Annotated in this window: 10 protein-coding genes and 2 tRNA genes; 1 reads left to right on the top strand and 11 read right to left on the bottom strand. The window is 60.7% G+C overall.

The genetic code is table 11. The features are described 5' to 3' along the window. Positions 1–136: 136 nt before the first annotated feature. Together SM766_RS03955 and SM766_RS03950 are read right to left on the bottom strand one after the other, a co-directional pair. Positions 137–1,936 carry an ABC transporter transmembrane domain-containing protein gene (locus tag SM766_RS03955; RefSeq protein WP_368947004.1) on the bottom strand — a complete coding sequence of 600 codons (1,800 nt, stop codon included), beginning with the start codon at positions 1,934–1,936 and terminating at the stop codon, positions 137–139. Between the two features lie 208 nt (positions 1,937–2,144). Further along, positions 2,145–2,218: transfer RNA gene (locus SM766_RS03950), tRNA-Gly, on the bottom strand. Between the two features lie 315 nt (positions 2,219–2,533). Here SM766_RS03950 and SM766_RS03945 point away from each other — a divergent pair. Then, the gene (locus SM766_RS03945; protein ID WP_368947003.1) at positions 2,534–3,226 is read left to right on the top strand and encodes a CbiX/SirB N-terminal domain-containing protein; all 693 of its coding nucleotides are present in this window, start codon (positions 2,534–2,536) and stop codon (positions 3,224–3,226) included. 89 nt (positions 3,227–3,315) lie between these two features. Here SM766_RS03945 and SM766_RS03940 read toward each other — a convergent pair. The 9 genes from SM766_RS03940 to SM766_RS03900 all read right to left on the bottom strand — a co-directional run bounded on the left by SM766_RS03940 (position 3,316) and on the right by SM766_RS03900 (position 14,922). Next, positions 3,316–3,389, bottom strand: a tRNA-Cys gene (locus tag SM766_RS03940). Between the two features lie 138 nt (positions 3,390–3,527). Next, the gene (locus tag SM766_RS03935; RefSeq protein WP_368947002.1) at positions 3,528–5,141 is read right to left on the bottom strand and encodes an AMP-binding protein; all 1,614 of its coding nucleotides are present in this window, start codon (positions 5,139–5,141) and stop codon (positions 3,528–3,530) included. Between the two features lies 1 nt (position 5,142). Next, positions 5,143–6,303, bottom strand: coding sequence for an acyl-CoA dehydrogenase family protein (locus tag SM766_RS03930; protein WP_368947001.1), 1,161 nt, complete (start codon positions 6,301–6,303; stop codon positions 5,143–5,145). Between the two features lie 86 nt (positions 6,304–6,389). Further along, on the bottom strand, positions 6,390–7,193 hold the full coding sequence (locus tag SM766_RS03925) for an enoyl-CoA hydratase family protein (RefSeq protein WP_368947000.1): 804 nt from the start codon (positions 7,191–7,193) through the stop codon (positions 6,390–6,392). Next, on the bottom strand, positions 7,190–7,645 hold the full coding sequence (locus SM766_RS03920; protein WP_065270826.1) for a MarR family winged helix-turn-helix transcriptional regulator: 456 nt from the start codon (positions 7,643–7,645) through the stop codon (positions 7,190–7,192). Before SM766_RS03920 ends, SM766_RS03925 begins: the two co-directional genes overlap by 4 nt. A gap of 2 nt (positions 7,646–7,647) precedes the next feature. Next, entirely contained in the window at positions 7,648–8,403 is a 756-nt protein-coding gene (locus SM766_RS03915; protein WP_368946999.1) for an SDR family NAD(P)-dependent oxidoreductase, read from the bottom strand. Further along, positions 8,400–10,694, bottom strand: coding sequence for a bifunctional salicylyl-CoA 5-hydroxylase/oxidoreductase (locus SM766_RS03910; RefSeq protein WP_368946998.1), 2,295 nt, complete (start codon positions 10,692–10,694; stop codon positions 8,400–8,402). The genes SM766_RS03915 and SM766_RS03910 overlap by 4 nt, the downstream gene beginning before the upstream one ends. 704 nt (positions 10,695–11,398) lie before the next feature. Further along, positions 11,399–13,639 (bottom strand): phosphoenolpyruvate--protein phosphotransferase, encoded by a 2,241-nt coding sequence (gene ptsP / locus SM766_RS03905; protein WP_065270829.1) that lies wholly within the window; start codon positions 13,637–13,639, stop codon positions 11,399–11,401. Positions 13,640–13,683: 44 nt separating this feature from the next. After that, on the bottom strand, positions 13,684–14,922 hold the full coding sequence (locus tag SM766_RS03900) for an aspartate kinase (protein WP_065270830.1): 1,239 nt from the start codon (positions 14,920–14,922) through the stop codon (positions 13,684–13,686). Between the last annotated feature and the right edge of the window lie 73 nt (positions 14,923–14,995).

Below are 14,995 nucleotides of genomic sequence, written 5' to 3'. Positions count from 1 at the left end.
ATGGTTGTAAAACCCGCGCTGTGCAAGCGCAGCGCAAGGGTCACGTCAAGGCAGGGGCGCATTTAACGCTGCGACAAATCATTAGCTTACGAAGGGGAAACCGGCCCGTGGGGCGGAATGTGTCCGTGCAGGAAGGTTACTCGGCGGCAAGCCCGTCAGTGAACTGGAGGCGCGCCAGACGCGCGTAAAGCCCGCCTTCGGCAACCAGTGCATCATGGGTGCCGGTGGCTACGATGCGGCCCTCCTCCATCACCACGATACGATCAGCCTTTTTCACCGTCGCAAGCCGGTGCGCTACGATCAGCGTGGTGCGGCCTTGGCTCAGCTCATCCACGGCAGCCTGCACCAGACGCTCGCTTTCGGCATCCAGCGCCGAGGTTGCCTCGTCCAGCAGCAGAACAGGCGCATCGCGCAGGATGGCCCGGGCGATGGCGATCCGCTGTTTCTGACCACCAGACAGCATCACACCGCGCTCCCCCACATAGCTGTTATAGCCTTCGGGGAGGGCCGAGATGAAATCATGCGCAGCAGCGGCGCGGGCGGCGGCTTCGACCTCTGCATCAGTGGCGTCAGGGCGACCAAAGCGGATGTTTTCCCGCGCGGATGCGGCAAAAATAATCGGATCCTGTGGCACCATGGCGATATGTTTGCGGAAGGCATCCCGGCGCAGATCGCTGAGCGCAACACCATCCAGGCGCACCGCACCGGCGTTCGGGTCATAAAACCGCTGGATCAGCTGAATGATCGTCGTCTTGCCTGCGCCCGACGGGCCGACAAAGGCCACCGTTTCACCCGGTTCGATGGAGAGAGAAACATCGTCCAGCGCCAGCACATCGGGGCGCGCGGGATAGCGGAACATCACGTTTTCAAAACTGATTTCGCCGCGCACCGGCTCAACCAGCGCCTTGGGCGCGCTGGGATCGTTGACGGCATCCTCGGCATTCAGCAGCTCGACCAGCCGTTCGGTGGCACCGGCCGCCCGTTGCAATTCGCTCCAGATTTCCGACAGGGCGGCGACGGAGCCCGCCACCAGAACCGAGTAGATGACGAATTGGATCAGGGTTCCTTCGGTCATCACACCGGCGCGCACGTCGATGGCGCCCATCCACAGCACCCCGACGATGCCGGAAAACACCAGGAAGATCACGATGACCGTCAGAAACGCCCGCGTGCGGATCCGCTTGCGCGAAACGTCATAGGAGGTTTCGGTCATCTGCGCGAATTGCAGGCGGCTTGCGTCCTCATGAGTAAAGGCCTGCACGGTCTGCACCGCACCCAGCGCCTCTCCGGCATTGCCAGAGGAGGCCGCGATCCAGTCTTGGTTTTCGCGGCTGATAGCTCGCAAGCGCCGTCCCAGCACCAGAATCGGCACAATAACGGCGGGGACGATCAGCAGCACCAGACCAGTCAGCTTGGCCGAGGTCAGCAACATCAGGAACAGCCCGCCGCCAAACAACAGCATATTGCGCAGGGCAATGGAGACAGAAGAGCCGAGAACCGACTGGATCAGCGTGGTGTCGGTGGTGATCCGGCTCAGCACCTCGCCGGTCATGATCCGCTCGTAGAAAACGGGGCTCATCCCGATGACCCGGTCGAACACCGCCTTGCGGATATCAGCTACGACTCGTTCACCCAGCCGCGTCACCAGCGCATAGCGCAGGCCGGTGCCCACGGCCAAAAGGGCCGCCATCGCCAAGGCGGCTATGAAATACTGGTTCAGCAGCGCATTGTCGGAAATACGGAAGTTGTCCACCACCCGGCGCACGGCCAGCGGCAGGCTTAGCGACACGCCAGCGGTCAGGACCAGTGCGCAGGTGGCAACGAACATCAGCGCCTTGTAGGGGCGCATAAAGGGCCACAGCGCCGCCAGCACTCCGATTTTGCGCGAACTTTGCCGCTCTTCTTTCGCGTTCGGGGCTGCCGTCTTGCGCGCCATTGCTGATCCTTATGACAATTTCCTGGCAAAGCCATGAGCCTTGCGGTCCAGTGTGGTTCATGGCCCTCAAGGCCCCGCAGGTCAAGCGTTCCGCCCAAGGGCATCTGGACGCACACCGAAACAAAGGCCGCAAACAGGCCCTGAAGCTGCAACCAAACAACGGAAGACCGTCCCGGTTAAACATCAAATCAGCGCATTGGTGAATTTCTGGAGCGGGTAGCGGGAATCGAACCCGCACCTTAAGCTTGGAAGGCTCTTATGATACCATTTCACCATACCCGCTCAGAGTAATCCGTGATTTATTTGAAGCCGCAGGTGAGGTCAACCACCTTCTTGGCCACAAAACCCAGGATAAGGGATGCGCGCCCCTCCTGGCGCGAAAACTTCTATAACAAAGGGGCTTGCGTGGAATTCCTGCCCGAACCTGAGGGCAGCACACGCCCGCTCCAGCGGTCATGTCCCATCAATGTGCAACCGGCTGCGGCTCTGATCTTTCGGCCTTTGTAACAATCAGGATAGACAGGCGCCTGAGCGGCCCTAATTGTCACCCTACGCCATCGTTTTACCGCCACAATCGCTGCATTGGAAACCGCCTCCATGACCACGAAGACCGCCATTCTGACATCCCACGGGCAACCTTCGGCGCCAGAGCCGCCGGAACGCGCCCTTGCCGCCTTGGCGGCAGAGGTGGCGGTGCATCTGCCAAGTTGGGATATTCGCTCCGCCACCCTGGCCAATCCCGGCAGGCTCGATGCGGTGATGGCAGATGGCGCGATCATCTATCCCTTTTTCATGGCACGGGGCTGGTTCACCGCCAAGGTCCTGCCCGAGCGGCTGTCGGGACGCGTCTACACAATGGCCTGCCCCTTTGGGCTGGATTCCTCCCTGCCAGAGCTGACCGCAGCTGCCCTGCAAGACGCGCAAAGAGAGGCCGGATGGGCCGACACCCCCCTCTCCGTGCTGCTCGCTGCGCATGGCTCAGCCCGCGGCCCAAAGGCAGCCGAAGCCGCAGAGGCATTCGCCACCCAGCTGCGCGCGCTTCTACCCAGCGCGCAGATCAGCCCCGCCTTTGTGGAGCAAGCCCCCGGCATCGACACCATCGCACGCACCCTGCCCCGCCGGACCCTGTGCCTGCCGTTTTTCGCTCAGGCCGGTGATCACGTACGCGAGGACATTCCAGAGGCTCTCAACAGCGCCGCGTTCGCGGGACAGGTCCTGCCGGTTGTCGGCGCCCTGCCCGGCACCCCTGCCCTGATCGCAAAGGCCATTGCCGCCGCCGACAGCGGGTAAGACCAGCCAATCGATCGGCAAGCCATGACAAACGCATGCCAGCTAGTCGGCATCTGCTTGTTTTCAGGAGATATGTCGCTGTTGGTATTTGGAGGCGAGTACCGGAATCGAACCGGTGTACACGGATTTGCAATCCGCTGCGTCACCACTCCGCCAACTCGCCCTCTGCCCCGTCGCCAAGGTCTTTGTGGTGTGGCGCTGGAAGTAGCGTGATTCATTTCCAAGCACAAGGCCAAACCTGCATTCCGCGCCATTCATGGACAGCACTTGTCCCATCTTCGGGACAAGCGCCAGCGAAGGTTCAGCCTTTCAGGCGGAACCTCTGGATTTTTCCGGTTTCCGTCTTGGGCAGCGCTTTGGTGAAGACTACTGAACGCGGGTACTTGTAGGGCGCAATGCTCGCCTTCACGTGGTCCTGCAACAGCTTGACCAGCGCATCCGAGGGCATATGTCCGGCGGTCAGCACCACATGCGCCTCGACGATCTGGCCGCGCGCCTCGTCCGGGGCGCCGACGACAGCGCATTCAGAAACGGCTTCATGCGCCAGAAGCGCGGCTTCCACCTCGGGGCCGGCAATATTGTAGCCGGAGGAGATGATCATATCGTCATTTCGGGCGGCGAAATGCAGGTAACCCTCTTCATCCATGACAAAGCTGTCGCCAGTGACGTTCCAGCCGCACTGGACATAGGTTTTCTGGCGCTCGTCCGCCATGTAACGGCAGCCGGTTGGCCCCTTGACCGCAAGGCGGCCAATCTCTCCGCGCGGCGCCTCATTCCCATCGGCGTCCAGCACCCGCACCTGATAGCCTGAGACGGGTTTGCCGGTGCAGGCCGGCTTGTGGTCGGTGAACCGGTTGGTGATGAAGATATGCAGCATTTCGGTGGCACCGATGCCGTCCAGCATCGGTTTTCCGGTCTTCGCCATCCAGTCATCATAGACCGGCGCCGGCAGGGTTTCCCCGGCCGAAACAGCCGCCCGCAGCGACGACAGGTCGGCGCCGTCCTCCATCGCCTGCAGCATCACCCGATAAGCAGTGGGCGCGGTAAAGCAGACGGTCGCCTTGTATTTCTCAATGATTTCAATTAGGTTTGGCGGTGATGCATTTTCCAGCAGCGTCGCGGCAGCGCCAAAGCGCAGCGGGAAAATTGCCAATCCGCCAAGGCCAAAGGTAAAGGCCAGCGGCGGCGAGCCGACAAAGATATCCTCCGGCTGCACATCAAGCACTTCGCGCGCATAACCGTCCGCGATGATCAGAAGATCGCGGTGGAAATGCATCGTCGCCTTGGGGGATCCCGTGGTGCCCGAGGTAAAGCCCAGCAGCGCTACATCATCGCGCCCGGTTTCAACCGCATCAAAGGTCACCGGTTTTTCCAGCGCCAGACGGTCGAGTTCCGCATCGTGGTTGGAGGTGCCGTCAAAGCCGACCACCGAGGTCAGGAAGTCCGAGGTCTTGGCGCAGGAGACCAGCTCGTCCATCAGCCGCGTATCGCAAAGCGCGTGGCTGATCTCGGCCTTGTCGACGATGGCGGCCAGCTCTCCGGCGCGCAGCATCGGCATGGTGTTGACCACCACCGCGCCCGCCTTGGTCGCGGCCAGCCAGCAGGCCACCATGGCCGGGTTGTTGGCCGAGCGGATAAGCACCCGATTGCCGGGTTTGACGCCGAGATCCTCGGTCAGCACATTGGCCAGCCGGTTGGTCCAGTCCGACAGCTCCTTGTAGGTGCGGCGCCGTCCGTTACCGATCAGGGCGGTGTGATCGCCAAAGCCCTTTTCCACCATGGCATCGGTCAGCTCGACCGCGGCGTTCAGCCGTTCCGGGTAGTCAAAGCCCTCTAGCAGGAAGTCCGGCCATTGGTCCGCAGGTGGCAGGTTATCGCGGGTGAAGGTGTCGCTATGTGCGGTCGGTCCCAGCATCTCATTTGCCTCCTTCAAAGGCGCCAAGTGTCTGGCGCGCGATCACCACCCGCTGGACGTCCGATGCGCCCTCATAGATGCGCAAGGCGCGGATATCGCGGTAAAGTTCCTCGACCTTCTGACCATGGCGCACACCGTCCCCGCCGTGCAACTGCACCGCCTTGTCGATGACCTGTTGCGCCTGATCGGTGGAAAAGAGCTTCGCCATCGCCGCTTCGCGGGTCACGCGGGCTGCACCGGAATCCTTGGTCCAGGCGGCGCGGTAGACCAGCAGAGCCGCCGCATCCACATCCAGCGCCATATCGGCGATATGCCCCTGCACCATCTGCAGATCGAACAGAGGCGCGCCTTGGACCTGGCGGCTGGTGACGCGGCTCAGTGCCTCGTCCAGTGCCCGGCGGGCAAAGCCAAGGGCCGCGGCCGCAACGGTGGAGCGGAAGACGTCCAGAACCGACATGGCGATCCGGAACCCCTGCCCCGGCCCACCGATCATTGCGTTTGCCGGGATCCGGCAATCGGTGAACCGCAGGGTGGCGAGCGGGTGCGGCGCAATCACCTGCTGGCGCTCGACCACCTCGAACCCCGGCAGCCCGGCAGGCACGATGAAGGCAGACAACCCCTTGGCGCCCGGTCCCTCTCCGGTGCGGGCAAACAGGGTGTAAACGTCTGCAATCCCGCCGTTTGAGATCCAGGTCTTTTCTCCATTCAGCACATATTCATCGCCATCCAGCGTCGCTGTCATTGTGGAATTTGCCACATCCGAACCAGATTGCGGTTCCGTGAGTGCAAATGCCGAAATCGCCTGCCCGGAGCGGGTCAGCGGCAGCCATTCTGCCTGTTGCGCTTCGTTGCCGAACAGGGAAATCGCCCCGGTTCCAAGACCTTGCATGGCAAAGGCAAAGTCGGCGAGCCCATCGTGACGGGCCAGAGTTTCCCGGATCAGGCACAGGCTACGCACATCCAGGGTTTCACCGGCTGGCGCGCCGGAATGCTGCGCCCAGCCGCCCTCTCCAAGCGCGGTCACAAGCGCCCGGCAGGCGGCATCGGTGTCCGAATGGTCGATACCGCTGACGGTCTCGGCCGCCCAGGCATCCAGATCCGCTGCCAGCGTTCTGTGCCGGTCCTCGAAGAATGGCCAGTTCAGAAATGTCCGGTCCGCCATAATGAAACTCCCCTTTGGCTGTCTTGTGCAGCTCTTCTCCGTCAATGCGAAGCCCGCCGCGGCATAGACCGGGCGGGCGATAGAACTCAGTCTCCTTCGAAGACCGGTTTTTCCTTGTTTACAAAAGCATGGTAGGCGCGTTCAAAGTCTGCTGTCTGCATGCAGATAGCCTGCGCCTGGGCCTCGGCCTCGATCGCCTGTTCGATGGACATCGACCATTCCTGCGCCAGCATGGTCTTGGTCATCATGTGGCCGAAATTCGGCCCTGCCGCGATCCGCGTCGCCCATTGGCGCGCCTCTGCGGTCAGTTCTTCGGCCGGGACCAGCTTGTTATGGAAACCCCAGGCGGCGCCTTCCTCGGCGCTCATCGAACGGCCAGTATATAGCAGTTCAGCCGCGCGGCCCTGACCGATAATCCGGGGCAGGATGGCGCAGGCCCCCATATCACAGCCCGCCAGCCCGACGCGGGTGAACAGAAACGCCGTCTTGGCCTCCGGCGTGGCAATACGCAGATCCGACGCCATCGCGATGATCGCCCCGGCGCCCACGCAGATACCATCAATCGCCGCAATCACCGGCTTGCCGCAATTCACCATCGCCTTGACCAGATCGCCAGTCATCCGCGTAAAGGCCAGCAGTTCCTTCATGCTCATCTTGGTGAGGGGGCCAATGATATCATGTACATCGCCGCCCGAGCTGAAGTTGCCGCCATTGGAGGCAAAGATCACCGCCTTGATGTCATCGTCATAGTGCAACTCGCGGAACCAGTCGCGCATCTCTGCGTAGCTTTCAAAGGTCAGCGGGTTCTTACGCTCGGGCCGGTCCAGCGACACGGTCGCAATGCCATCTTCGACGTGGCAGAGAAAATGTTTGGTATCCGTATTGATCATCGGCTTTCATCCTTGTTTTCCAAACGGCGGGCGACAGCATCCAGCGCCTCGGCCATGGTCTGCGCCGCCTCGGGGGGCACATCCGCAAACATCTTGTCGATCCAGGCCTCATGCGCTTCGGCCTGACGTGCGAATTCGGCGCGGCCCTGCTCGGTCATCCGCACCAGGCTGGCGCGGCGATCACCGGGCACCGGTTCGCGCTGTACGTGGCCATCCTCGACCAGACGTTCGATGATGCCGGTCACGTTGCCGTTCGACACTTTCAGCACGCCAGAAAGCTGGCTCATCTTGAGCCCGTCTTCGTGCTGGACCAGCGCTGCCATCACATCGAAACGCGGCAGGGTGGTCGAAAAATCGCGGCGCAGGTTTTCGCGGATCTCGCTTTCCACCGCGCGGGTCGCCTTCAGCACCCGCAGCCACAGCCGCAATCTGTCTTTTGAGGTTTCCGCCACGTTCAGATCTCGCCTCCTGATATGGGCAGGGCAGAACCGTTCACCGATCCCGCCCCCTCGCTTGCCAGCCACAACGCCGCTTCGGCAACCTCGGCAGGTTGGATGAAACGACCCTGCGGATTGCTGGCGCGCAGTGATTTTTCCGCCTTCTCCGGGGTCATCCCGGTCTTGGCGACGATATTATCAACCGATCTTTGCAGGAGCGGCGTTTCAATGAAACCCGGACAAATCGAATTTACCGTGATGCCGGTGCGTGCCAGTTCCAGCGAGAGCGCCCGCGTCAACCCGATGACCCCGTGTTTCGCCGCGCAATAGCCTGAAACATAGGGGTATCCCTTCAACCCCGCGGTCGAGGCGATGGCGATCATACGGCCCCAGCCTGCCTCTTTCATGCCAGGCAGCGCCGCCTGCCAGAGGTTGAAAACCCCCGCCAGATTGACCGACAAAGCCGCGCCGAAATCCTCGGCGCTCATCCGGTCAAAGGGTTTGGAGGGCGCCGCCCCGGCATTGGCTAGGGCAATGGCGACCGGTCCGTTCTTGGCCGCCGCCTCGGTGAGCGCTGCCTCAACGGCAGCGCGGTCGGTTACATCGCAGGTCAGCGGCAGGGCCTTGGTCGCCGCGCTGACCTCTTCCAGAGGCTCCATACGGCGCCCCAGGATGGTCACCCGGGCGCCCTGAGCCGCAAATTGCGCGGCCAGTTCGGCGCCGACGCCGGAGCCACCGCCAGAGATGACGACGTGTTTGTCCGGAACACTCATGCCCGGATCACCTCTGCGTCGCGGTCAGCCAGACGCCAGGCCTGATCCCGGCCCGCCTCGTAGGGCAACGGCCAGGCGGCCTGTCGATCCCCGATCCGGGTGGCTTCGTGCAGCGTCCAGTAGGGATCCGCCAGATGTGGGCGCCCCACACAGATCAGATCGGCGCGGCCTGCCATCAGGATCGAATTGGCATGATCGGCCTCGTAGATATTGCCGACAGCCATGGTCGCGATGCCTGCCTCATTCCGGATGCGGTCCGAAAACGGCGTCTGGAACATGCGCCCATAGACCGGTTTCGCGTCGATCGAGGTCTGACCGGCAGAGACGTCGATAATATCGGCGCCTGCCTCGGAGAATGCCTTGGCGATCTCGACCGCCTCTTCCGGTGTCACACCTTCGTCGCCGATCCAGTCGTTGGCCGAGATCCGGACCGACATCGGTTTATGGGCAGGCCAGACGTCACGCATCGCCTTGAAGACCTCCAACGGGTAGCGCAGGCGGTTTTCCAGCGAGCCGCCGAACTCATCCTCGCGAATATTGGATTTTGGCGAAATGAAGGAGGAGATCAGATAACCATGCGCCGCATGAAGTTCGATCATGTCAAATCCGGCGCGCTCTGCCATCTCGGCCGAAGCGACGAATTCAGCCTTCACGGCCTCCATTTCTGCGCGGGTGATTTCGCGCGGGGTGGCGTTATTGGGGGACCAAGGCAAGGGTGAGGCCGAGACCAGATCCCAGTTGTCCTCTTTCAAAGGCGCGTCCATCACTTCCCAGCCAACCTGAGTCGAACCCTTGCGGCCCGAATGGCCGATCTGGCAGCAGATCTTGGCCCGGGTTTCGCTATGTACGAAATCGGTCAGACGGGCCCAGGCGGCTTCATGTTCTGGCGCGTAAAGACCGGGACAGCCGGGGGTGATCCGCCCTTCGGCGCTGACGCAGGTCATTTCCGTATAGACCATTCCGGCGCCGCCCTTGGCGCGCTCACCATAGTGGATCAGGTGCCAATCCGTCGGACAGCCATCCACCGCCTTGTACTGCGCCATGGGGGAGACGACGATGCGGTTCTCCAACGTCATGTCGCGCAGTTTATAGGGGGCAAACATCGGCGCACGCACCGGCGCATCGGCCGGAACCCCTGCCCGTTCCTGGAACCACTTTTCCGCCGATTTCAGCCAGTCCGGGTCGCGCAGGCGCAGATTTTCGTGGGAGATCCGCTGCGAGCGGGTCAGCAGGGAATAGTTGAACTGAACCGGATCCATATCCAGATAGCGTTCGACTTCCTCAAACCATTCCAATGAGTTACGCGCGGCCGACTGCAAGCGCAGCACATCAAGGCGTCGCTCGTCCTGATAGCGTTCAAAGGCGCGTTCCATAGACGGTTCTACCGTCAGCAGCTCGGCCAGGGCGATGGCGCTGTCAAAGGCCAGCCGCGATCCGGACCCGATCGAGAAATGCGCCGTGGCCGAGGCATCGCCCAACAGCACGACGTTTTGATGGTGCCATTTTTCGCAAAGCACCCGCGGGAAGTTGATCCAGACAGCCGATCCGCGCAGGTGGTCGGCGTTGGACATCAGATTGTGGCCGCCCAGATGGTCGGCAAAGATCTCTTCGCAGGTGCGAATGATCTCTTCCTTGCTCATGTCCTCAAAGCCCCAGTTGTCCCAGGTCTCTGCCGAACACTCCACGATCACTGTCGCCGTATCCGCATCGAATTGATAGGCGTGGATCCAGACCCAGCCGTGTTTGGTGTTCTCGAACACGAATGTGAAGGCATCATCGAACTTCTGATGGGTGCCCAGCCAGATAAACTTGCACGGGCGCACGTCGATATTGGGTTTAAAATGTTCCGCGAACTCATTGCGGACGCTGGAATTAAGTCCATCACAGGCGACCACGATGTCATAGTCATCCTGATAGTCCGCTGCCGGTCCGACCTCGGTTTCAAACTGCAGGTTCACCCCGAGCTCCCGCGCGCGCTCCTGCAGGATCAGCAGCATCTTCTTACGCCCGATCCCGGCAAACCCGTGACCGCCGGACACTGTACGCACGCCGTTGTGCACCACCGCGATGTCATCCCAATAGGCAAAGTTCCGACGGATTTCGGCGGCGCTTTCAGGGTCATTTTCCGCAAGATTTTCAAGCGCATCATCGGAAAGGACAACACCCCAGCCAAAGGTGTCGTCCGCCTTGTTTCGCTCAAACACCGTGACATCAGCGTCCGGCTGACGCAGCTTCATTGAAATCGCGAAGTAGAGCCCCGCGGGACCACCTCCCAAACAGGCAACTTTCATGATCCTACCCTCCGCATGAGATTGTTATGTTGGGATCAGGATAAGCGAGACGACAAACACTTCAAGCTTAAAGTTTCATACTTGAAATTTAAACGCCCCATTCCGGGGCCCGTCGTTTACCACTTGGCAACCAAGAGAAGGTAAAATTGAATGCAACTACTTTGAAATTTGCAGGGCATGCAGAGATCCCATTCCCGCAATTGGTTTGCCTTTTGTGTTTTTACATCAATACACAGGCATCATCCATTAATGTGGATAAACCTGGGATAACTGTGGGATAAGACATCCCGCTTGGCGAGATCGTGAGCCACATCACTATGCGATCCGGCGCCCCACTGCCAATCTGACGCAGACCTCACCGGATATCCTTCGAACCTTCGCCAGAACAGAAGCCCCTCCTGTGGATGAACATGTGGGCAACATTTGAATGAATCTGGCAAACCAGTCAAAATTATTGAATTTTGTAAATTTGGAGGGGTCAAGGACGACCAAATGTCAAATTTGCTAATATTTTAGACAAACCTTATCCCCCCGCAGTTTCATCTGATGCCCCACTGTCCTCCCCTAAAATCCAGCATCACAAACGGTTCGGCTGACTGTAGCGGCTAATGGGACAAGCGCCTGGCCAATCTGCGGCAACCCAGCAGAAAAAGGCCCCGTTTCCGGGGCCGCGCCATTATTTACTGTCAGAAAGGTCGCCGCGCTCAGAGCTCCCGCAGGTATCGCATCACAGCAGGTCTGACGGATTGATCGCCCCGGTGGCGGGAGTCCGAAATAATCTTGCGAACATCTGAAAGGTTAACACGCATTAACAAAGACTTGACCGGCCCAATTGAAGCAGGCCGCATCGACAGCGTCCGGATACCCATCGCAGCAAGACAGACAGCCTCGATCGGCCGCCCAGCGTCTTCGCCGCAGAAACTCAGCGGTGTTTCGAACCGGTCGCAGCGCTCCACGATCTGCTCGATAAAGGTCAAAAAGCTGACGTTCAGCGTGTCATAGCGTTTTCGGACGCGCTCATTCTCTCGGTCGGCAGCAAAGAAGAACTGCTTCAGATCGTTGCCGCCGATCGAAAGAAAATCGACTTCTTCAAAGAACTTATGCGGCGCAAATGCCAGCGAGGGGGTTTCCAGCATCGCCCCCACTTCCAGCCGTTCCGGCAGCGCGTGGCCAAGGATTCGCTCGCGCTCCAGCGTTTTGTCGATCTCCTGGCGCGCAGCACGGTATTCTTCGAATTGCGCAACAAAGGGGAACATAATCGACAGCGGCCGCCCATTGGCCGCCCGCATCAACGCCTGCAGCTGCATGCGCATGACGCCCGGTTTATCGAGACCCACCCGGATCGCCCGCCAGCCGAGGGCCGGGTTCGGCTCATCCGTCGGTTTCATATAGGGCAGAACCTTGTCCGACCCGATGTCGAGCGTCCGGAACACCACCCGCTTGCCGTGCGATGCATCCAGAACGCGCTGATAGAGCGTCACCAGCTCAGACCGCTTAGGCATCTGATCACGCACAAGAAACTGCAGCTCGGTGCGGAACAGCCCTACCCCTTCGGCGCCAGAGCCTTCGAGCGATGGCAGGTCGGCCATCAACCCTGCGTTCATCAGCAAGGTGACGTGTTGCTCGTCTTGCGTAATGGCAGGTTTTTCCCGGATCGAGGCATAGCGCTCCTGGGCATCGGCCTGCATCGCGATCTTGTCCCGAAAGGCGCTAACCACGGTTTCATCCGGGCGCAGGTGCACGACCCCCTGATCGCCATCCACCATGATATGATCGCCGTTCAGCGCCTCGGTGGTGATGCGTTTGGCGTTCACCACCAGAGGAATCGCCAAGGCCCGCGCTACGATCGCCGCGTGCGAGCCGACGGAGCCTTCCTCCAGTACGATGCCGCGCAGCGAGCGACCGTATTCCAACAGCTCGGCCGGGCCGATATTGCGGGCAATCAGGATCGGGTCCACTGGCAGATCGGCGCCGGTTTCGGCGCCCTGCCCGGTCAGAATCCTAAGCAGGCGATTCGATAGATCATCAAGATCACTCAGCCGTTCGCGCAGGTAGGCATCCTGCACCTGAGACATACGCGCCCGGGCCTGGGACTGTTCCTTTTCAACCGCGGCCTCGGCGCTCAACCCGCGCGAGATGTCTTCTTCCATGCGCCGCATCCAGCCTTTGGAATTGGCGAACATACGATAGGTTTCAAGAACTTGCAGCTGATCCTTGTCTCCGTTTTCAGAGATCTTCAGCATCTTGTCGACACCAACGCGCAGCTCTTCCACTGCTTCGTTCAGGCGCTCCAGCTCTCGGTGCGGATCATCGGCAATCGGGTTGGTTACCACGACGCGCGGTTCATGCAGCCAGACATGGCCTTCGGCAGCGCCTTCTTGCGCGGCAGTTGCACTCAGCAGAACCGGCTGCTGGTGCATCGGAGACAGGGCTGCGCCCTCGCCCACAAAGGCACCGAGTTCCGCCATTTCGGCGATCACCATCGCCACCACTTCGAGCGCGTAAACCGCATCAGAGGAGAATTCGCGCGCTTCCTTGGACTGAACGACGAGCACGCCCATCATCTCGCCCAGACGCTGGATCGGAATGCCGAGGAAGGAGGAATACCGCTCTTCGCCGGTTTCCGGCATATAGCGGAACCCCTTGGCGTTCGGGGCATCGGGGGTATTGACCACCTTGCCGTATCTGGCCACCCGGCCCACCAGACCTTCGCCAATCCGCATGCGGGTCTGGTGCACGGATTCGACGTTCAGACCCTCTGTCGCGCAAAGCTCAAGCGTCTCGTCATCGCGGAACAGGTAGACCGAGCAGACCTCGGTCCCCATGCTGTCAGCAATCAGGTGAGTGATCTTGTCCAGACGGGCCTGGCCAGGGTCATCCCCGGCCATGGCCTCGCGCAGGCGGCCTAGCAACCTGCGGCTCTCGGATTCAGTACTTTCGACCATGGGCCCTGTTCACGTGGTTATTGTGCCAGGCAGCCCACGCACGATCAGGCTGCCTTATCCAGTTCAAAGGCATCATGCAGTGCCTGAACAGCAAGTTCCATGTATTTCCGGTCGATGAGCACGGAAATTTTGATCTCTGAGGTTGTAATGACCTTGATATTGATCCCCTCATCCGAGAGCACCTTGAACATCTTGGCCGCCACGCCCGATTGCGAGCGCATGCCAATCCCTACGACCGAAACCTTTGCAACGTCCTTGTCGGCGACCAGTTCGGCGTAGTTGAGATCGCCTTTTTCCTTGCTCTCCTGCAAGGCCTGTTCGGCGCGCGCCACCTGATCGGTGGGGCAGGAAAAGGTCATATCCGTGCGGCCCTCGTCCGAGATGTCCTGCACGATCATGTCCACATTCACGCCTGCATCAGACAGGCAGGTAAAGATGGTTGCCGCAATGCCGGGACGGTCGGCGACCGATTGCACGGTCAGCTTGGCTTCGTCGCGGGAATAGGCCACACCGGCCACAACGTTGGATTCCATGATGTCCTCCTCGGCACAGACCAGCGTGCCAGCATTGTCATTTTGTTCTTCGAAACTGGACAGGACGCGCAGCCGTACCTGATAGCGCATCGCCAGCTCGACCGAGCGGGTCTGCAGGACCTTCGCCCCCAGAGAGGCCAGTTCCAGCATCTCTTCGAATGCGATCTTGTCAAGCTTGCGGGCCTTATCACAGATGCGCGGATCCGTGGTATAGACGCCATCCACATCCGTGTAGATATCGCAGCGCTCGGCATCAAAGGCAGCCGCAAAGGCCACCGCCGTGGTGTCCGAACCGCCCCGGCCCAGCGTGGTGATGCGCCCTTCGGGGCTGATGCCCTGGAAACCGGCAACAACGGCCACGCGCATGCCTTCGGCAAATTTGGCGCTGATATTCTCGGTCGGGATTTCTTCGATCCGCGCCTGGCTGTGAGCGCTGGTCGTCTTCAGCGGCACCTGCCAGCCCTGCCAGCTGCGCGCGGGAACATCCATTTCCTGCAGCGTCAGCGCCATCAGACCGGCGGTGACGTTTTCGCCGGAAGACACCACCGCGTCATATTCGCGGGCGTCAAACAGCGGCGAGGTTTCATTGACCCAGCCAACAAGCTCGTTGGTCTTTCCAGACATGGCCGATACGATGACAATGACATCATAGCCTTTGGCCACTTCGACACCGACCCGCTTTGCCGCGCGCCGGATCCGGTCAAGGTTGGCGACAGAGGTGCCGCCGAATTTCATTACTAGAACGGGCATGGGGCATTCGTCTCCGTGCGCTCGCAGATTCCGATCACCGCCTCATAGGGGAGGTCCGTGATCAGGGCAAGAC

Origin of the sequence: Pseudophaeobacter sp. A-200-2 (assembly GCF_041008815.1) — a bacterium.
Taxonomy (GTDB): domain Bacteria; phylum Pseudomonadota; class Alphaproteobacteria; order Rhodobacterales; family Rhodobacteraceae; genus Phycobacter; species Phycobacter gallaeciensis_A.
Note: the sequence above shows the minus strand (reverse complement) of the source record. Positions and strands in the feature narration are given on the sequence as shown.

Bases quoted from the DNA above. Each gene is read 5' to 3' on its own strand.
- SM766_RS03955 (WP_368947004.1), bottom strand. From the start codon at position 1,936: ATGGCGCGCAAGACGGCAGCCCCGAACGCGAAAGAAGAGCGGCAAAGT.
- SM766_RS03945 (WP_368947003.1), top strand. From the start codon at position 2,534: ATGACCACGAAGACCGCCATTCTGACATCCCACGGGCAACCTTCGGCG.
- SM766_RS03935 (WP_368947002.1), bottom strand. From the start codon at position 5,141: ATGCTGGGACCGACCGCACATAGCGACACCTTCACCCGCGATAACCTG.
- SM766_RS03930 (WP_368947001.1), bottom strand. From the start codon at position 6,303: ATGGCGGACCGGACATTTCTGAACTGGCCATTCTTCGAGGACCGGCAC.
- SM766_RS03925 (WP_368947000.1), bottom strand. From the start codon at position 7,193: ATGATCAATACGGATACCAAACATTTTCTCTGCCACGTCGAAGATGGC.
- SM766_RS03915 (WP_368946999.1), bottom strand. From the start codon at position 8,403: ATGAGTGTTCCGGACAAACACGTCGTCATCTCTGGCGGTGGCTCCGGC.
- SM766_RS03910 (WP_368946998.1), bottom strand. From the start codon at position 10,694: ATGAAAGTTGCCTGTTTGGGAGGTGGTCCCGCGGGGCTCTACTTCGCG.
- ptsP (WP_065270829.1), bottom strand. From the start codon at position 13,639: ATGGTCGAAAGTACTGAATCCGAGAGCCGCAGGTTGCTAGGCCGCCTG.
- SM766_RS03900 (WP_065270830.1), bottom strand. From the start codon at position 14,922: ATGCCCGTTCTAGTAATGAAATTCGGCGGCACCTCTGTCGCCAACCTT.